Annotated in this window: 14 protein-coding genes, 7 tRNA genes and 1 pseudogene; 15 read left to right on the forward strand and 7 right to left on the reverse strand. The window is 59.7% G+C overall.

Annotation, left to right across the window (positions count from 1 at the left end; translation table 11 throughout):
* The first annotated feature begins 84 nt into the window (after positions 1-84).
* The gene (gene dxs / locus HMPREF3147_RS08880) at positions 85-1977 is read left to right on the forward strand and encodes a 1-deoxy-D-xylulose-5-phosphate synthase (protein ID WP_070446776.1); all 1893 of its coding nucleotides are present in this window, start codon (positions 85-87) and stop codon (positions 1975-1977) included.
* Here dxs and HMPREF3147_RS08885 read toward each other — a convergent pair.
* Together HMPREF3147_RS08885 and HMPREF3147_RS08890 are read right to left on the reverse strand one after the other, a co-directional pair.
* Positions 1974-3221: an HRDC domain-containing protein gene (locus tag HMPREF3147_RS08885; protein ID WP_070446777.1), complete on the reverse strand. Its 1248-nt coding sequence runs from the start codon at positions 3219-3221 to the stop codon at positions 1974-1976. The genes dxs and HMPREF3147_RS08885 overlap by 4 nt on opposite strands.
* Position 3222: 1 nt before the next feature.
* Positions 3223-3837, reverse strand: a complete 615-nt coding sequence (locus HMPREF3147_RS08890; protein ID WP_070446948.1) for a DUF3000 domain-containing protein — start codon at positions 3835-3837, stop codon at positions 3223-3225.
* Positions 3838-4013: 176 nt separating this feature from the next.
* On the opposite strand from HMPREF3147_RS08890, the gene hemQ reads away from it, so the two are divergent.
* A complete protein-coding gene (hemQ, locus tag HMPREF3147_RS08895; protein WP_070446778.1) occupies positions 4014-4715 on the forward strand; it encodes a hydrogen peroxide-dependent heme synthase in 702 nt (233 codons plus the stop codon).
* A gap of 56 nt (positions 4716-4771) precedes the next feature.
* Here the strand turns inward: hemQ and msrB are convergent, their stop codons facing one another.
* The 5 genes and pseudogenes from msrB to HMPREF3147_RS08920 all read right to left on the reverse strand — a co-directional run bounded on the left by msrB (position 4772) and on the right by HMPREF3147_RS08920 (position 8378).
* Positions 4772-5185 carry a peptide-methionine (R)-S-oxide reductase MsrB gene (msrB, locus tag HMPREF3147_RS08900; protein WP_070446779.1) on the reverse strand — a complete coding sequence of 138 codons (414 nt, stop codon included), beginning with the start codon at positions 5183-5185 and terminating at the stop codon, positions 4772-4774.
* Entirely contained in the window at positions 5182-6393 is a 1212-nt protein-coding gene (locus tag HMPREF3147_RS08905; RefSeq protein WP_070446780.1) for a glycosyltransferase family 87 protein, read from the reverse strand. Before HMPREF3147_RS08905 ends, msrB begins: the two co-directional genes overlap by 4 nt.
* Positions 6394-6497: 104 nt before the next feature.
* Positions 6498-7055: pseudogene (locus HMPREF3147_RS08910) on the reverse strand (dihydrofolate reductase family protein); the annotation flags it as partial.
* Positions 7056-7146: 91 nt separating this feature from the next.
* A complete protein-coding gene (locus HMPREF3147_RS08915; RefSeq protein WP_083276481.1) occupies positions 7147-8034 on the reverse strand; it encodes a TDT family transporter in 888 nt (295 codons plus the stop codon).
* A gap of 269 nt (positions 8035-8303) precedes the next feature.
* Positions 8304-8378 (reverse strand) — tRNA-Val (locus tag HMPREF3147_RS08920).
* A gap of 290 nt (positions 8379-8668) precedes the next feature.
* Here HMPREF3147_RS08920 and HMPREF3147_RS08925 point away from each other — a divergent pair.
* From HMPREF3147_RS08925 to pgsA, 13 genes are all read left to right on the forward strand, one after another.
* Positions 8669-8744 (forward strand) — tRNA-Gly (locus tag HMPREF3147_RS08925).
* Between the two features lie 62 nt (positions 8745-8806).
* Positions 8807-8878, forward strand: a tRNA-Val gene (locus HMPREF3147_RS08930).
* A 38-nt stretch (positions 8879-8916) separates the two neighbouring features.
* A tRNA-Gly gene (locus HMPREF3147_RS08935) sits at positions 8917-8992 on the forward strand.
* A gap of 31 nt (positions 8993-9023) precedes the next feature.
* Positions 9024-9094: transfer RNA gene (locus HMPREF3147_RS08940), tRNA-Cys, on the forward strand.
* Between the two features lie 32 nt (positions 9095-9126).
* Positions 9127-9198, forward strand: a tRNA-Val gene (locus HMPREF3147_RS08945).
* A gap of 43 nt (positions 9199-9241) precedes the next feature.
* Positions 9242-9317, forward strand: a tRNA-Gly gene (locus tag HMPREF3147_RS08950).
* 171 nt (positions 9318-9488) lie between these two features.
* Positions 9489-11579, forward strand: coding sequence for a vWA domain-containing protein (locus HMPREF3147_RS08955; RefSeq protein WP_070446782.1), 2091 nt, complete (start codon positions 9489-9491; stop codon positions 11577-11579).
* Between the two features lie 188 nt (positions 11580-11767).
* Positions 11768-12355: a copper resistance CopC family protein gene (locus tag HMPREF3147_RS08960; RefSeq protein ID WP_070446783.1), complete on the forward strand. Its 588-nt coding sequence runs from the start codon at positions 11768-11770 to the stop codon at positions 12353-12355.
* Positions 12356-12431: 76 nt separating this feature from the next.
* The gene (locus tag HMPREF3147_RS08965; protein WP_083276478.1) at positions 12432-13100 is read left to right on the forward strand and encodes a copper chaperone PCu(A)C; all 669 of its coding nucleotides are present in this window, start codon (positions 12432-12434) and stop codon (positions 13098-13100) included.
* A gap of 66 nt (positions 13101-13166) precedes the next feature.
* Positions 13167-14438, forward strand: coding sequence for a Dyp-type peroxidase (locus HMPREF3147_RS08970; RefSeq protein ID WP_070446784.1), 1272 nt, complete (start codon positions 13167-13169; stop codon positions 14436-14438).
* A 93-nt stretch (positions 14439-14531) separates the two neighbouring features.
* Positions 14532-16595, forward strand: coding sequence for a threonine--tRNA ligase (thrS, locus tag HMPREF3147_RS08975; protein ID WP_070446785.1), 2064 nt, complete (start codon positions 14532-14534; stop codon positions 16593-16595).
* A 43-nt stretch (positions 16596-16638) separates the two neighbouring features.
* Positions 16639-17217, forward strand: a complete 579-nt coding sequence (locus HMPREF3147_RS08980; protein WP_070446786.1) for an ATP adenylyltransferase — start codon at positions 16639-16641, stop codon at positions 17215-17217.
* Positions 17210-17845, forward strand: coding sequence for a phosphatidylinositol phosphate synthase (gene pgsA / locus HMPREF3147_RS08985; RefSeq protein ID WP_070446787.1), 636 nt, complete (start codon positions 17210-17212; stop codon positions 17843-17845). Before HMPREF3147_RS08980 ends, pgsA begins: the two co-directional genes overlap by 8 nt.
* Positions 17846-17890 lie beyond the last annotated feature (45 nt).

Raw genomic sequence — 17890 nt, forward strand, 5'->3', positions numbered from 1 at the left:
GGGTAATGATTGACGTGTCACGCGTATAAGCGGGTACGGTGGTAGAGAAGAAAACGATCGATGAAGGGGTTTAAGGCAAGCTCTATGGGCATTCTGGATTCCATTCAATCACCAGGCGATCTCAAAGCCCTGAGCAAGACGCAACTGGTTGAGCTCGCGGCGGATATCCGCCAGCGCTTGATTGAGAAGGTGTCCGCCACGGGCGGTCACCTCGGGCCCAACCTGGGCGTTGTGGAGCTCACGGTGGCGATCCACCGCGTCTTCGACTCCCCGCGGGACCCCGTCGTCTTCGATACCTCGCACCAGTCTTATGTGCACAAGATGCTCACCGGCCGTGCCAACCAGTTTGATTCCTTGCGCCAGAAGGGCGGCTTATCCGGGTACACGGACCGTGGGGAATCGGAACATGACTGGACCGAATCCTCGCACGCTTCTGCAGCGCTATCCACGGTGGACGGCCTTTCCAAGGCTTTCAAGATTCGCGGTGAATCGCACCGCAATGCCGTGGCAGTCGTCGGTGATGGTGCCCTCACCGGTGGCATGTGCTGGGAGGCATTGAACAACATCTCTGCGGATAAAGACCGCAACGTCGTCATCGTCGTTAACGACAATGGCCGCTCCTATTCGCCGACCATTGGCGGCCTTTCGGAGAACCTCGGGCGTATTCGTGCACAGCATGGTTATGACGAGTTCATGGAGTTGGGCAAGAAACGCCTGAAGTCGATGGGTTGGGTAGGCGAGCGTACCTTTGATGCTCTGCACGCGGTCAAGGAGGGCGTAAAGTCCACCGTTCTGCCTACCGAGATGTTCCCAGAGTTGGGAATCAAATACATTGGCCCCATTAATGGCCACGATATCGACGCGGTGGTCCGGGCACTGAGTTATGCCCGGGACTATGACGGTCCCATCATCGTGCACACCGTCACGGAGAAGGGGCATGGCTTTGCCCCGGCGGTCAATGAGCCGAAGGACCAGATGCACTCCACCGGAGCTATCGACCCGGTCACCGGTGTCTCCAAGGGGCAAAAGCAGCCGGGATGGACTGCGGCCTTTTCCGAGGAACTCATCAAGGCCGGTCATGCGCGCGAGGATATCGTGGCTATTACCGCTGCTATGGCGGGGCCGACGGGTCTTGCGCCCTTCCAGGAGGAATTCCCGGAGCGATTCTTCGACGTTGGCATCGCCGAACAGCATGCCATGGCCTCCGCCTCCGGTCTGGCGCTGGCCGGAATGCATCCGGTAGTGGCGGTGTACTCCACCTTCCTTAACCGTGCAGTGGACCAAGTCGTCATGGACATCGCGCTGCTCAAGCTGCCCGTCACCATCGTGCTCGACCGCGCCGGTGTCACGGGCTCTGATGGCCCTTCGCACAACGGAGTGTGGGACATGGCGTTGATGAGCATCGTCCCGGGGATGCGCATTGCCGCGCCGCGCGATGGCGCACGCCTGCGTGAGCTCTTTAATGAGGCCATCGCTATTGAGGATGGCCCCACGGTGGTGCGCTTTCCCAAGGGCAACCTCCTTGATGACCGCGACGAACTCAAGCGCCTCGATGACGGGGTAGATATCCTGAGCTATTCCGATGCTGCTGCGGCGGAGGCCACTGATGTACTTATCGTCGCTATCGGTGCCATGAGTGCGCGTTCCCTGGGAGCAGCTGAGCTGCTCGAAGCCCAAGGCTTCAACGTCACCGTCGTGGATCCGCGCTGGCCGGTGCCGGTCCCGCAATCCATCGTTGCACTCGCTGCTGATCATGATCTTGTGGTCACGGTAGAGGATGGCCTCTTGCGGGGCGGCGTGGGTTCCATGGTGGCGGAAGCACTCGACGCCGCGGATGTGGATACCCCAGTCCACCGCCTTGGTGTTCCTGGGTGCTTCCCCAAGCATGCCAGCCGCGGAGAAATCCTTGAGGAATTCGGGTTGACCCCGGAGGGAATCACGGAATCCGTGAATGAGTGGGTAGCTGCTCGGAGCTAGAGGCGCGGTGGCATAGAGCGCATTCGCGCTAGACCGCGACGCAGAAGCGGCGTGGACAGCTCTACCTGCCATTCGCGCGCGCCTTGGGAACGCAGGAAATCGGGGATATCGGCGTCTGCTGCGATCTCGCCCGCCACACCGCCTTCAGGTCCGCAGGCCGCCCAGACTACAGCGCGGACCAAGCTGGGTTTGAGGATCAGCTCGTAGCTCATGCCCAGCTCTTCACCGAGAGCCTCGAAATCACTACGGATCTCGGTATAGAGCTGCCACAGCTCGGGGAAATCTCGGTTAAAAGCTGATTTGGAAGGAACCGGGCGTGGGCTGCGCAACGCCTTCGGCCACTGCTGGCGCGGGCTAGCAAGGGCGGTCTCGACGGCATCGAACCAGCGCAAGGTGGCGCCGCCGCGGCGGCGGGGGAAGCCTTTAACTTGATTGATTTCGTGCGGCGACCGGGGCACGCGGCGCGCGATGTCGACGAGCACACGGTGCGGCAGTACTCGGTTAGGGGCGATGTCTTGGGAGCGGGCGATGGATTCGCGTCGCTGCCACAGTTCACGGGCTACCACGAGTTGCTCTCGGGAGCGCAGAGAGGAGACATCCTTGAGGGCCCGCCACGACCTAGGTTCAGGCCCAGTGATGCGGGCGTGGTCTTCGACAATCCTCTCAAACTCTTCATAAGCCCAGTCGAGCTTGTCCTGTTCCGCAAGAATATCTCGCAGTGTCACGGCGAGCTCGTTGAGAAGCTCCACGTCGAGCGCCGCATAATTGCGCCACTTCCGCGGGATGGGGGTTTCGGACCAGTCGGAATCGCCGTAGCCTTTTTCCAGTTCAACGTCGAAAAGCTCCAGCACCATTGCGGCCAAGTTAGGGTGTGCGAAACCGGCGAAGCGGGCAGCTAACTCGGTATCGAACAGCATGCCCGGGTATAGGCCCAGCCACGCTAGGCTCGGGAGATCGGAAGGGGCGGCATGGACCACCCACTTTTGCCCATTGAGCACCGGTGCGAGTGCTGCGCGGAGCTCATCGCGGTGGTGCTCCGGGGCGAACAAGAACGTGCCTGCACCCTCCCGGCGGATTTGCACGAGGAAGGCGCGGTCATCAAAACGGTAGGACGAGGCGCGTTCGGTGTCGATGGCAAACGGCCCGGTGCCCGCAGCTAAGCGGGCGGCACCGGCCTGAAACTCACGGGGAGAAAGGAGGACTTTCGGCGTCCCATCAACCGGTACCTGGCGCAATTCGCTCATCTTAGCGTCCGAGTTCGGCTACGCCCTCTGGCGGCAAACCAGCGACGAGAGAGAGGACTTGCGCAAAAGCTTCGACGTGTGGGGCGAGATCCAGGCCGGAGGCAGTCCACGAGGCGCGCATTTCTAATTGGTAGGCGCGCGGTGGTCCGCCAATTTCGCCGAAACGAACGGAAGCGGTCGAGGTGACGGTGCCTCCCAAATTCGTATGAGTAGCTTCGCGCACGTCGAGGGATTCAGTGAGCCATTCCCAGGCGACGTCGGGAAGCAGCGGGTCCCCGGCGACGGCATCGTCCAAGTCTGCCTGGATGTAGGCCACCAGGCGCATCGCACCTTCCCAGGCTTCCTCAGCGCCTGGGTCGTGCAACAGGATGAGGCGGCCGAAGGCATCGCCTTCAGAGTCAGTAGGGATAAGGTCCCCGTGTTCTGTGCGCTCAACCTCGAGGCCGATGGCGTGGCTGAATGGAGCCAGGCGTTGCGGTGGGCGGATGGTGCCCAAGGTGATTTCGGGGCGCAGCTGTGCGGTATGGAGGGACTCGACGGCCTCCGTGAAGGCGGTCGGAGTGCTCGGCTCCGCAGGGCGCGATTCGGCGGAAGAGGCGGCGGCGCGATCGTGCAGGTTGGTCGGTGCCCCTGCGAGGTTGCGCGAAGAAACGTCGGAATTGCTCACGGGGATCAAGGTATAAGCTCCGCCCGTGTGGCGGTGGAAGGCGCGCCGAAAAGCTAGTGGCGCGCGGAGGCGCCTCCAACTTATGATGGATAAGAAACTCTGTCGGTTGAAAGAAGGAGAAAGGCATGTCGAAGGTCAACTTCGCCGAGCTCAACAAGGTCCAGCGCTACTCGCAGCACGCGGTATTTCAGGTGATCCCGGGTGCGTTGGGCACGGAGCGCGAGGAGATCGTTGCGCAGGCGCAGAAGTTCTTCTCTGAGCTCGAGGAAGCAGGCGTGGTTACCGTTCGCGGTATCTATGACCTGTCCGGAATGCGCGAGAGCGCTGATTACATGATTTGGTGGCACGCGGAAGAATTCGCCGACATCCAGAAGGCTTTCGCGGATTTCCGCCGCGAGACCGTCCTGGGCCAGGTTTCTGAGGTGACGTGGGTAGGAAATGCTTTGCACCGCCCGGCGGAGTTCAACAAATCTCACCTGCCGTCCTTCATCATGGGCGAAGAACCTGGCGAGTGGATTTCTGTCTATCCCTTCGTGCGTTCCTACGACTGGTACACCATGGATGAAGAAAAGCGCCGCCGCATCCTCATGGAGCATGGCATGCAGGGCCGTGATTACCCGGATGTGCGCGCAAACACCGTGCCGGCCTTCGCGCTGGGTGACTATGAGTGGATCCTGGCCTTTGAGGCCCCAGAGCTGCACCGCATCGTGGACCTGATGTACCTGATGCGCTACACCGAGGCTCGCCACCACGTGCGTGAGGAAATTCCCTTCCACACCGGCCGCCGCGTGAAGGACGTCGCTGAGCTCATCGCTATCCTGCCTTAAGAGCTGCGATAATTCGCGGTAGCGGCAGCGAAAGGCACCGGAAGCCGGTTGAGGGTCTAGTCCTCGACCGGCTTTTCTTCTAGGTCGAGGCAGATGGAATTAATGCAGTAGCGCAGGTCCGTCGGCGTATCGTAGCCTTCGCCTTCGAAGACGTGTCCAAGGTGGGATTCGCAGTTGGCGCACAGCACCTCGATGCGGCGCATGCCCAGTGAATTGTCTTCACGCTCAATGATGGCGTCGCTGGCCAAAGGGGAGAAGAAGGACGGCCAACCGCAGTGCGACTCGAACTTTTCCGTGGAGCGGAAGAGCTCGGCACCGCAGGCACGGCAGGAGTACACACCCTCGGTGGTGGTGTTGGTATATTCACCGACGTGCGGTGCCTCGGTGCCAGCCTCGCGCAGGACGTGGTATTCCTCCGGACTTAGACGCTTGCGCCATTCGGTATCAGCAATGAGCTTGAAATCAGTCATGTAGGGATTTTATCGCTCGCTTGAGGCTTGGGGCTAGTGCCTCGCTCCGCAGCCCACCAGCCGGCCACCGAGGCGGCGGTGACCACAATGAGCAGTCCCCACCCAATGGTAGCGATAAAGACGCTCATCCAGTGCGCGGCGGTGGGCATGCTGGACGACGTCCACTCGAGCGGCGCCAAGAATAAAAATGCGGCCAACCATGCTCCCCACGTGTGGAAGACCGAGCGCGCAAGTACCACCGTAAACAGCATGGGGATAAGCCACATGGAGTAATACTGCTGACCCAGGGAGGAAAGGAAGAAGATGCCGACCATGATGGCACCACTGGTGCTCAGCGCCCAGAAGGTGGGCTCACTGTCGTGCCAGCGCAGCAGACCGAGGATCGCCACTGCCGCAAGTACTGCGAAGAGCAACCAGATGGGATAGTAGATGATGCCGGGGAGATCGAAGTAGACGCGCACGCCCGGCCACGAGGCGTTGGCATAATCGCGCGTGGTGGACAGGTAAGGCACAAGGTTGGCGCGGAAGCCCTCCACGCCGGGGACGAACGGCCAGGCTGCAAGGTTGACTACCAAAGGTACGGCTACGCCCAAGCCTACAGTGAGCCAGCGCTTGCGGACGAGGGCGAGGAAGAGCAGCGGGGCAAATTGTGGTTTGACCAGAATCGCCAGTCCGATGCACAAGCCAGCGGCCCAGCCGTGTTTATCCAACAAGGCCAAGAACGCCACCATCGCGAGCAGCAATAAACCGTTGATGTTGGTAAAGACCAACGTGTTGATGACTGATTCGGTAGCGAAGGCAGCGGCGATGCTGACCGGCCACAGCGGGCCCCGCAGGCTGTGGCCTACAAAGCGGGTCAACACGGCTAGTGCAGCGATGATGGCGGCGGCGTTGGCCAGAATGAAGGCGATGCGCGCGTGTTCCTCGGACACGAGCCCCAAGGGGGACAAGAGGACCGTGGCGCCTGGGTTATACAGGTAGAGCGGTTCGACGAAGGAATAGTTTTGCTCGTAGACCGGGGTGCCCTCCCACAGGTTCCGGATCGCGCGGTAGACGGTGCCGAAATCATCAGTCACCGTGCCGTTGAAGGCGAGCACGAACACGCGATGGAAAACCAAGACGATGGCGGCGGGCCACGCGGCGGCCGTCCACAGTCGCGCGGAATCAGCGAATGTGGAATCTGAGGGTGAGGGAGCCGGAGAAGTCACGGCAGCACAGTTTACGGGGTCTGAGTGCGCCGGTAGCGCAGAAACACCGTGTTGTCGACGGCGGTGACGTTCTCTAGCTCGAGCTTGAGCGCGGGGGAGGTGGCCTCGCCGTCAACGACTGGCTTTTCGACGGAAGGGGAAAGGTGCGGATCAAGCGTCAAATACAGCTTGTCTACGAGGCCTTCTGCGATAAAGGCGGAGTAGACGGATGGCCCACCTTCACAACTGATGCGGCGCGCGCCCTGGGCGCGGAGGGCAGCAATAGCCTCGCTCATGGTTCCGGTACCTGTGCTAACGACTTCGGCACCAGCGTCGGCTAAGCGCCGTGCCTCGAGTGAAGATGCGCGTTCTGCGGGGGTAAGCACGAGGGGGCCAGCTGCAATGAAGTCCTCGAAGCCGGAAAAATCGAGGGAGTGGCTGAAGACGGCGAGACGGGTATTTGACGCCGGCCCATAATCTTCTGCTTTCACCGTGGCTGAGCCGACGACGGCAACGTCCGCCCACTCGCGTAGGGCGGCAAAGAGTTCAGCGTCGGTGTCGTTGCCCATCGGTTCGGAGGTGCCATCGATGGTGGCGGAGCCGTGGAGCGTACTCACCGCAATTAAGCGGATTCCTTCTTGGTCTGGGCCCAGCAGGCGTTCTATTAGCGCAGTGTCACTCATGGCGCCCTACGGTACCTCAAAGGGTGACTATGCCTGGGCTGGGCTGCCCCTGCGCTGGACTGGGCTGTGGGCTGGGCCGAGCTTCAGAAGTTTAGGCGCTCTGGAGCCGCCACGTGCCGAAACGCAGCGCGGAGGCTCCCCAGTGGAGCAGCAAGAGCACCAGTAAAGCGAAGGACAACTGGTGCCAGCCTTCATCCCATGAACCTAGGCACAGCGTTCCGACTGGGAAGGTCGAACCCCACCAGCCGGGGCCGTAGGGAGCCCACGCGAATACCGCTTGGTAGAAGCAGTACATGGCGAATGCTACGCAGGGTGCTCCGATGGCGAACATGATGATGCCGTAGAGGTGGGCGTCAAAAAGCAAAGTCGAGGCGGCCGTTGATTGACCAACCACGCCCAGCGGGATCCACGCTGTACCTGCAGCTGCGCCGCGCGGCCTATCTCGGCGTTGTACAAGAGACCGGTAACAATAGGCGAACAGTGGAATTGCCGTGATGAAGGTGAGGAAGAAGCACAGCTCGCCGGCAAAGTGATAGAACTGCCCATGGTTGATAGCCAATTGGCCTGCGGAGGTCGCCGCCACCATAGGGGAAACCAGCGCTAGCCCCCAAGGAAAAGCGGGCTTGTCGTAGTGGTGCGGCTGCTTGAATAACCCCCAGAGCTGCCACAAGCACACCACGACAGAAAGGGGTGCGCCAATCCACCAACTTACTAACTGGAAGGCAACGTTTCCGGTTAACGCAGTCCACGCCGAGCCGCACGCCAGCAGACCCATCGTGTACATCCCCCACGCCGCCATGTTGTGGTGCCGAGGAGGTTCATTCTTTGCCCCCACGGTAAAAATCACCAGCAGCATTGCTGCGATAAGAGCGAAGACAATTTGGCCTACGTCTAAACCATGTAAACCCGACAAAGTTGACGCAATGGAGGTTCCCATCAAGGCGCCTGCCCAGGCTGGGCCAAATTTTGGCAACTGCACGAAAATCATCCTATTCCTGCACTTGTTGCTAGTGAACTTTTATGGACTAATTGGATAACTGCGCCAGGGGGCAGGTTCAATGTTGTGCAGGCTTGTTCGACCGTGCCGTGACCCCAACGCGTTAAGGTATGCGTTTAGCTCCGGTGGTCAGTATGAGGCGCAACGAGAAAACACCCCCGCGAGAAAGGATGAATGCAGGTTTATTATCCTCATCATCTCCACGCGGAGGCTTTTATCCAGTACTGCATGTTGCTGACTTGCAGTAATAATGGTGGTCCTAGCTGGGATTGAACCAGCGACCTTTCCGGTGTGAACGGAACGCTCTCCCACTGAGCTATAGAACCTCGGTGCAGGCTTTAAGGTACACCGCGCATATGGAAACCCCTAATCGTCCAGCTCAACCGTGTTTTAATTTGTGGCTTGTCGGCACTAGAGCCTTGATGGAGTTAATAAGGGGGCTTGCAACCGCCATCCCTGCCGTGTCCGTTGTAACTGCAGTCTCAATCACACTGATGTAATCTGAATCCTGTTGGAAGTCAGGGGATTAGTGCCGTGGGCTGCGGATTTGGAAACTGGGGCGGCGCACGATAAAGTTTCTTCTCGCACCACGGCATACCGGCCGGGAACGTGCAATGCGGATGTAGCGCAGTTGGTAGCGCATCACCTTGCCAAGGTGAGGGTCGCGAGTTCGAGTCTCGTCATCCGCTCCAGGACTTTCTTGAAGTCAAGGTCACTTGGCTAGGTTCAAGTAAGAGTCTTGATAAATGCATAGGCGCGATTAGCTCAGTGGGAGAGCGCTTCCCTGACACGGAAGAGGTCACTGGTTCAATCCCAGTATCGCGCACAAGGACTTAGTCCTAGAAACCGGGCCTGGTTTCGAATGCGGATGTAGCGCAGTTGGTAGCGCATCACCTTGCCAAGGTGAGGGTCGCGAGTTCGAGTCTCGTCATCCGCTCCAGCACATGTAGTGTGTGAGGCGGTATCGCCACGGTGGAATGGCCGAGTGGTGAGGCAACGGTCTGCAAAACCGTGCACACGGGTTCGATTCCCGTTTCCACCTCAAGAGCAGGCGCCCAACTCTGGGTGCCGTGAGCGCGTTTAGCTCAGCGGGAGAGCGCTTCCCTGACACGGAAGAGGTCACTGGTTCAATCCCAGTATCGCGCACAGGGTTTCCACTAGGAGCCCACGACGAGCGAGAGCTCGTCACGCGGATGTAGCGCAGTTGGTAGCGCATCACCTTGCCAAGGTGAGGGTCGCGAGTTCGAGTCTCGTCATCCGCTCCACATCGAGTGCCCCTCCAAATTGGAGGGGCACTTTTAGTTTTCTGTCTCCCGGATTTTAAGGGGGGTTAAGGATTAAGGGGGTGAGGGGGCTCTTCCCCGTCAGCGAGAGAACTTCCAGTCAGCTGTTTATGATGTTTCTCACAGTCTTGTCGTCTCAAGGAAGTAGACATCATGAAAGCCTTTTCTCCACCTTCGTCTTCCCCGCAGGGCCTGTTACGCGGGGTCTTTGCTATTCTCGCAGCGCTACTCATCGCGTTTCTCACCGTCGTTGCGGTGCCAGCGTCTGCGCAGAATCCGACCGGGGTGTCGTCCAGCACAGCTCCGAGCTCCGAGGCCGCTACCACGAATAACCCGGAGTCCGGCCCCGATGGGGACGCCGCAGATCCCGAGAGCGGCGCGACGATGCTTGTTCTCGATTCTTCTGGCTCGATGAATGCGCAAGACGCTGGCGGGCAGACCCGCCTCGACGCCGCGAAGGACGCAACGAAGAAGTTCGTCTCTGAGCTTGGTGGGACTATCCCACTAGGTCTTGTTACTTACGGCGGCACGGTCGACGAAGCACCGGAGAATCAGGAAGCAGGGTGCCAAGACATCCACGTGGTCAGTGGCCCCAAAGAGGATGTAGGGGATTCTTTCACTGGCCCGATCGATGCGCTCCATGCAAAGGGCTACACCCCGATTGGTGATTCCCTGAAGAAGGCTGCCGAGGAATTGGGTGGCCAGCACGGCACCATTGTGCTTGTCTCTGATGGAATCGATACCTGTGCGCCGCCGCCAGTATGTGAGGTGGCCAAAGAGCTTCACGAGCAGGGCGTCGATCTGGTCATCAACACCATTGGTTTTAACGTCGATGAGGAGGCCCGAAAGGAGCTCTCCTGTATTGCAGATGCCGCTGGCGGCGAGTATCTCGACGCCGATGATGCAGACTCATTGGCAGCGATGATCAAGAAGGCAGCAGGGCGCGCCGCGGACATCTATCAATCCGATGTTGAACAGATTGAAGGCACCGAAGACATCAGCCGACCAACGCAGCTTCCACGCTGGGAGTCTGGTGAGGACTTCATCTTCCGCGCGGAGTTGGATGCCCCACCGAACGGCGGCGAGGAATCTCGCACCGATTTCCATGCTGAGTCATGGTCGATCCCCGTCAAGCCGGGTGAGCGCTATGTGGCGACGATGTACAAGACACTTGAAGGTGGAGTGGGAACACCGAACGACCTGTATTTGAAGACATTTTTCGGCGATGGTACAGAACCGCCAACGGGTACGCATGGTGGCGACGAAGGCTCAGATGATTGCACAGCTGACTGGGAAAGTGCGAACACCGGCACTGTATCTGAGGCCTTGGCAAACGCTAGCGCTTATACCTACGAAATCGGTTCCAAGAATTGCCAGGGCGACTTGGTCTTGACGGCGATGCGCGCAGGCCAGTACAAGGCCGATGAACCTTTCGACGTGGAGATTCTGCTTCACCGTGTTGACCCAGTATCCAACATTGACGAGCTTGTTAGTGGTCTTAGCAGCGAGCTGGACGGCGAACTCCATGCCAACGCCAACGATGCTGAACAGATGGCTCCCGGAAACTGGTTTGACAATGCCACGGAGCTTCGCAGCGGTCAGGCCATCGAAACCGACATTGTTCAGGGCGAAGCGCACGTCTACAAGGTCCCCATGAAGGAAGGACAGCAGTTGGCTGCCGCAATTAGAGCAGGAGAGGCTTCGGATAAGAAGGCTCTCCAGTACTCAGGCCTCGATGTGTCTATCCTCAATCCAGTTCGTGAGAAAGCTGGAGAGCATGAGTCTTTGATCTGGCCCGATGAGGGGGACGAGGGATCGGTCTCGGCAGCAAACCCTATTGCTTTCACTAACCGCTTCAGCTCGGATTCTGCACCCTCTTATGGCAACGCGAACTGGTTGGAGGGTGACTACTACATCGTGGTGACACTAGATGCAGGTAAAGGGAATAATCTAGCGGATAGTGAAGGCAATTTCACTGACAAACGTGCCACCATGAAATATTACCTCACGTCCAAGGTGTTGGGGGAGCCAATCCAAGGGCCCATTTATGAGCCTGTCAAGGACAAGACTGAGGCACCGAAGAGTGATGGTGACGAAGGAAATGTGGACCAAGCAGCAAGGGCCGATGAGGATAAAGGCCTCGGCCTTGGCGCTCTCGGTTATTTCCTAGCTGCGGCCTTGGGCATCATCGCTGTTGCCGTAATCATCCTGGTAGTTATCCTTCTGCGCGGACGTAGCCACTAGAAGTCTTATAAGAAACACGACCTTGCTGCTGGAGAGGGCTGGGAACTTTTCCGCCGCGTGCAACGACTACTTGGTAACCCCGCACAATCCGTGCGGGGTAAGGATTGGCTCGAGGATCCCTTCCGGCGATAGGATGAGGGAGCCTTCAACCAAAAGTTTCATCAGACCATCAAGGAGTAATCCGGGAAATGCAGCTGCGTCAGGTCACTACGGGAATTGCCGCTGGGGCCGCGGGCCTTGCGATTGGGTTGTCCGCGCCGCTAGCGGTGGCACATGACTCAGTCATTGGCGGAAACGTGGTGGGTGACGCACCGCTGGAAGAGTTTCCGCGTGAAATCACGCTGGAGTTCTCTGGTATTCCCCGGGATGACTTCAATACTTTTGCCGTGAGCGATAAGTCAAGCGGCGAGGTGCTCTTTGACGCCACCCCAACCATTGATGGCCGCAATCTCACCGTTGAGGTTCCTCAGGACATCGAACCTGGCGATGGTGAATACCAGGTAGGTTTCCGCATTACCTCCTCCGATGGCCACTCCACGCTCGGTTCCGTGCCGTTTAGCGTGGGCTCTGGGGCCGGCGGACATGAGGCTGCAGATGCTTCTGCTGATGGTGCCAAGGAAGGCGAAGAGGCGCAGGAGTCTCAGGATCCGCTGAGCTCCTTGCCCACTGCGGCCAGATGGATCATTGGCGTAGGGGCAGTTCTCGTCGTCGGCGCAGCGCTCTTTGCCTTCGGAGCAAAGACCCGCCGCGCTGGTGGAAAAGGCTCAGAAGGCTAAACACCACCAGCCGCTGATGAGACGAGAGTCAATCCGCACTTTCCTTAACTACTGTTACTGCAGAAAGGCATGTCCCATGCTGAATACCCGTTCTTTCCTCCGTGTCTCCGTGGCGGCTCTCGCAGCAGGCAGCCTGACCTTGGCGGCTTGCTCCCCGAGCGAAGAGGATTCCGCCGCGGCTCCGTCGAGCGCTGCAGCTAGTGCTGAGAATGGCGCCGAGAAGGACAAGGACGCAGAGACCAGTACTTCGGCTTCTTCCTCCGCTGAGTCCGGTGTGACCTTCGAGGATGCTGTTGTGCGCGCCATGGAGAAGGACTCGGATATGACCGCGATCTTTGGCACTCTCCACAACAACACGGACAAGGACATCAACGTGGTTGGCTTCAGCTCTTCGGTGAAGGCGAAGCACTATGAGATCCATGAGGTTGTCGATGGCGTCATGCAGGAGAAGGAGGGCGGCTTCGATATCCCTGCCGGCGAATCCATTGAGCTCGCGCCGGGCGGTTTCCACTTCATGTTGATGGGCGTGACCGAGCCTGTTATGGCCGGTGAGACTGCCACCCTCACGCTGGAGCTTGCCGACGGTTCCTCCGTCGAGCTCGGCGATATCCCGGTGCGCACCATTGGTGCCGGCGACGAAGACTACGGCGATATGGACCACGGATCCATGGACCATGCAGAGCACATGGACCACTCGGAGTCCGCAGACATGTCTGACATGAAGAAGGAAGAGCACGCGCACTAGAAACTAGCGTGCTCTGGGCCAAAGTAGGCAAGAAATCGGTTCTCACGAGATAGGGAGAAATCAAGGATGAGCGGGTTCGCGGAACCTGTCAGCCGGCGTGGATTACTCGCCGGAAGTGCTGTGGCGGCAAGCGCGGTAGCGCTTGCAAGCTGTGCGAAAGGGGATGAACCTGGACAGGCATCTGGGGATGCCTCCCGCGCAGCGCAGGCTGGTGACGCTGGAAGCACCGGTCCGGACAGCCGCGAGGAGACCATGGGCGGCGATATCGTCGCCTTCGACGGAAAGCACCAAGCGGGCATCCAAACTCCGGTCCAAGCGCACGTGGAACTGGCGGGCTTTAACCTGAAAAAGGGGACCACCGCACGCGGCGCGGCCGCGCTCATGCGCCTGTGGACAGAAGACGCCCGCCGTCTGTGCACCGGTGAGAACCCGTTGGGCAGCCTCGAACCCGAATTGTCTACCACCCCAGCAAACCTCACCGTCACGTGCGGTTGGGGAGAGGGATTCTTCGACACGGTGGACGTCGCCAAGCCCAGCTGGCTGCGCGATATCCAGGCTTTTGACCATGATGACCTCCGCCCGGAATGGGGCCAGACAGATATCGTCCTGCAGATCTGCAGCGATGACCCTTTCACTGCCGCCTTCGTATTGCGGCATATGACCCGCGCGGGCAAAGATTACGCCGATGTTGCGTGGATCCAACAGGGATTCAGCCATGCCTATGGCTCCGCACCGAAGGGTATGACTCCGCGCAACCTCTTTGGGCAAAAGGACGGAACGGTCAATCCCCGAAGCGATGAAGACTTCAACGAACAGGTGTGGATCGAAGACGGCCCCTTCGCCGGCGGCAGCGCCATGGTGGTACGCCGCATTCACATGAACCTGGACACATGGGAGCAGCTTGATCGCGCGGCACGTGAGAACTCGACTGGGCGCACGCTCGATACCGGAGCTCCTATAGGCGCTAAGGACGAGTTCGACCCGGTGGATCTGGATGCCCGCAACGAGTTTGGGCTCAAAGCCATTGATGAAAACTCGCATGTCGCCAGAGCGCATCCGCCGGCAGAGCATCCAGAACAAAAGCTTTTGCGTCGCCCGTATAACTACAACCTGCCGCCGACTCCGGAGACCACCCAGCGCGGTGAACTTAGCAACGCGGGATTGATCTTCATCTGCTACCAGAAGGACCCGACGACGCAGTTCGAGCCTATTCAAGCGCGCCTTGATGAAGCGGATCGCCTCAATGAGTGGATTCGCCACATTGGTTCGGCCGTGTATTACATGCCGGCCGGAACTGAAGGCGAAACCTTCTGGGGCGAATCGCTCATACGCAGTTAAGAGGGGTAGACTAAGCCGCTGTAACTTTCTCGTTGAGTGCTGATCGGCCAGGTATGTCGAGCGGCGCGTGAGCGCAAAGGAGCGCACCAAGTCATGGCGGAAATGATTCCAGCAGTCCCGGTGAACTACGAACCAATCACGGTCCCCGCCGGTACTGCCGTGGGAGCAGCGATGCGCGAGCATGAGCTGCCCAACAAGGGCCCGGAAGCTGTCGTCGTCGTCCGCGGCGCCGATGGAACCCTCTACGACCTTTCCCACACCCCGGACACGGACGCCGAGTTCACCCCGGTTGCTGCCTGCGAGGAAGACGGCCGCGCCGTTATCCGCCACTCCTGCGGACACGTCATGGCCCAGGCAGTGCAGGCGGAATTCCCCGGCACTAAGCTGGGCATTGGCCCGGCCATCGAGAATGGCTTCTACTTCGACTTCCAGACCGCTGAGCCCTTCACCCCGGAGGACCTCAAGGCCATTGAGAAGCGTATGAAGAAGATCATCAAGGGCGGCCAGCGCTTCGAGCGCCACGTCTACGCCACCACCGAAGAAGCTGAAGCGGCATTGGCCAACGAGCCCTTCAAGCTGGAGCTGGTCCAGGACAAGGGCAACGTGGATCCAGATTCCGATGAGGCCGCCGAGGTGGGCGCCGGAGATCTGACCCACTATGACAACGTAAACCCCCGCACCGGCGAGGTGGAGTGGTTTGACCTTTGCCGCGGCCCGCACGTGCCGACCACCAAGTACATCCCGGCTTTCACCCTGACGCGATCCTCTGCTGCCTACTGGCGCGGCGACCAGTCCAAGGCTGGCCTGCAGCGCATTTATGGCACCGCCTTCGAATCCAAGGAGGCCCTGGAGTCCTACAAGACCATGGTCGAAGAGGCCGAAAAGCGTGATCACCGCCGCCTGGGTGCTGAGCTGGACCTGTTTTCCTTCCCGGATGAGATTGGTTCCGGCTTCCCCGTCTTCCACCCGAATGGCGCTACCGTGCGCATGGAGATGGAGGAGCACTCCCGCCGTCGCCACATCGCGGACGGCTACTCTTTCGTGTCCACCCCGCACCTGACCAAGGGAGACCTGTTCAAGAAGTCCGGCCACCTCGACTTCTACGCGGATGGCATGTTCCCGCCGATGCAGCTCGACGGTGAGTGGGATGAGGACGGCAACTGCACTAAGCAGCCGCAGGATTACTACGCCAAGCCGATGAACTGCCCGATGCACAACCTCATCTTCGCTTCTCGTGGTCGTTCCTACCGTGAGCTGCCGCTGCGCCTCTTCGAGTTCGGCACGGTCTACCGCTACGAGAAGTCAGGCGTTATCCACGGCCTGACCCGCGCCCGCGGCTTTACCCAGGATGATTCGCACATTTACTGCACCCCGGAGCAGCTCGAAGACGAGCTGACCAAGGTTCTGGAGTTCATCATTTCCTTGCTCAAGGACTACGGTCTGGATGACTTTTACCTGGAGCTATCCACCAAGGACCCCAACAAGTACGTTGGCTCGGATGAGATTTGGGAGCGCTCGACGGCTATCTTGCAGTCGGTGGCGGAGAAGTCCGGCCTCGAGCTGGTCCCGGACCCAGCAGGCGCGGCCTTCTACGGCCCGAAGATTTCCGTTCAGGCGCGCGATGCCATCGGCCGTACCTGGCAGATGTCCACTGTGCAGCTGGACTTCAACCTGCCGGAGCGCTTTGAACTGGAGTACACGGCGTCGGATGGCTCCAAGCAGCGCCCGATCATGATTCACCGCGCACTTTTCGGTTCCATCGAGCGTTTCTTCGGCGTGTTACTGGAGCACTACGCGGGTGCATTCCCGGCGTGGCTGGCACCTCACCAGGTGGTGGGCATCCCGGTCGCCGATACCTTCGCCCCGCACCTCGAGGAAGTCTGTGCACAGCTGCGCGCACGCGGCCTGCGCGCTGACGTGGATACCTCTGATGACCGCATGCAGAAGAAGATCCGCAACCACACCACGGGCAAGGTTCCATTCATGCTGTTGGCCGGTGAGCGTGACGTGGATGCCAACGCGGTGTCCTTCCGCTTCCTCGACGGCACCCAGGTCAACGGTGTGCCCGTAGAGACAGCAATCAACGTGATTGAAGCATGGGTTCGTGAGCGCAACAACGAGCAACCGACTAAGGACACTATCGCTGAACGCTTCTAGGCGGATGCATCTAGGTAGAGGTTAGAAAAGGAGAACACACAGAGTGGGAGAGTACGTCGATACCGGCCTGGGAACCCCCGACCGCTTAGAGCGCCTGTGGGCGCCGTACCGCATGAGCTACATCAAGCGTGAGGGCGGCGCCGGCGACGTGCCCAAGGAAGCCCATAATCCGTTCGTGGAGATTCCACAGATGTCGGACGAGGACGGGCTCATCGTTGCGCGTGGCGAGTTTGTCTATTGTGTTCTCAACCTCTACCCCTATAACGCCGGGCACATGATGGTGATCCCATACCGTCAGGAATCAGAGCTGGAAAACCTCACCGAGGAAGAATCTCGCGAGCTTTTTCAGTTTGCCCAAGCCGCCATCCGCGTCCTAAAGAAGGTCTCCGGCCCCGATGCCGTCAACGCTGGCTTTAACTTGGGGCGCGCCTCGGGCGGCTCGGTGGGGCAGCACCTGCACATGCACATCGTTCCGCGCTGGAGCGGGGACTCAAATTTCATGACTATTGTGGACGGCGTCAAAGTGCTGCCGCAGCTCCTCAAAGACACCCGGTCCCTGTTGGCGCAGGGGTGGGCGGAGCTCGCCGCCGAGGGAATCATTTCAGGAGAAGCGCATGCTTAGTGTTCATGGGCGCAAACCCGCCGCCGTGGTTGTGGTCCCAGTGGCCAAACTCTTCCTGAAGGTGGGGCTCACGCCCAATGTCGTCACCGTCGTGGGCACAATCGTCACCATTGCTATTTCGGTTATCCTGATCCCGCTTGATCACCTCTTTGCGGCGGCGCTGCTGTCGGGACTCTTCGCTGCCTTCGACATGCTCGACGGCACCATGGCGCGCCTGACCACCGGCGGATCCAACTTCGGCGCGACTCTCGACGCCTCCTGCGATCGCATCACTGACGGTGCTTTGTTCGCAGCGATCGCCTATTGGATGGTGTACGTCGATAACGCCCACCCTCTCAACTTCGCCGCCTGCATGGTGGTGCTCGTGAGCTCCCAGGTCATTTCTTATGTCAAGGCGCGCGGCGAAGCCTCCGGTTTTAAGATGGTCGGCGGACTCGTCGAACGCCCCGAGCGCCTCATCTTGGGCCTCGGCGGCGTGGGGCTGGAAGGCTTGGGCGTGCCTTATGCACTCGAGGTTGCCCTGTGGCTGCTGGCCGTGGGCTCTGTCTTCACCATTTACCAGCGCATGCGCCAAGCAGCGCGTCAGGACACCAAGGCGCGTTTCAAGAAGGAACTGAAGCACATTTAGTCCGACACCCTCTTCTACCGGAAGGTACCGCGCCCTCAGCCCACA

The sequence above is a fragment of the Corynebacterium sp. HMSC05D03 genome (assembly GCF_001807205.1).
GTDB classification, from domain to species: domain Bacteria; phylum Actinomycetota; class Actinomycetes; order Mycobacteriales; family Mycobacteriaceae; genus Corynebacterium; species Corynebacterium aurimucosum.

What these genes read in the sequence shown, in the direction of transcription:
- thrS (WP_070446785.1), top strand. Translation starts at nt 14,532, where the DNA reads ATGGCGGAAATGATTCCAGCAGTCCCGGTGAACTACGAACCAATCACG.
- HMPREF3147_RS08960 (WP_070446783.1), top strand. Translation starts at nt 11,768, where the DNA reads ATGCAGCTGCGTCAGGTCACTACGGGAATTGCCGCTGGGGCCGCGGGC.
- pgsA (WP_070446787.1), top strand. Translation starts at nt 17,210, where the DNA reads ATGCTTAGTGTTCATGGGCGCAAACCCGCCGCCGTGGTTGTGGTCCCA.
- hemQ (WP_070446778.1), top strand. Translation starts at nt 4,014, where the DNA reads ATGTCGAAGGTCAACTTCGCCGAGCTCAACAAGGTCCAGCGCTACTCG.
- HMPREF3147_RS08970 (WP_070446784.1), top strand. Translation starts at nt 13,167, where the DNA reads ATGAGCGGGTTCGCGGAACCTGTCAGCCGGCGTGGATTACTCGCCGGA.
- HMPREF3147_RS08965 (WP_083276478.1), top strand. Translation starts at nt 12,432, where the DNA reads ATGCTGAATACCCGTTCTTTCCTCCGTGTCTCCGTGGCGGCTCTCGCA.
- HMPREF3147_RS08885 (WP_070446777.1), bottom strand. Translation starts at nt 3,221, where the DNA reads ATGAGCGAATTGCGCCAGGTACCGGTTGATGGGACGCCGAAAGTCCTC.
- dxs (WP_070446776.1), top strand. Translation starts at nt 85, where the DNA reads ATGGGCATTCTGGATTCCATTCAATCACCAGGCGATCTCAAAGCCCTG.
- HMPREF3147_RS08955 (WP_070446782.1), top strand. Translation starts at nt 9,489, where the DNA reads ATGAAAGCCTTTTCTCCACCTTCGTCTTCCCCGCAGGGCCTGTTACGC.
- msrB (WP_070446779.1), bottom strand. Translation starts at nt 5,185, where the DNA reads ATGACTGATTTCAAGCTCATTGCTGATACCGAATGGCGCAAGCGTCTA.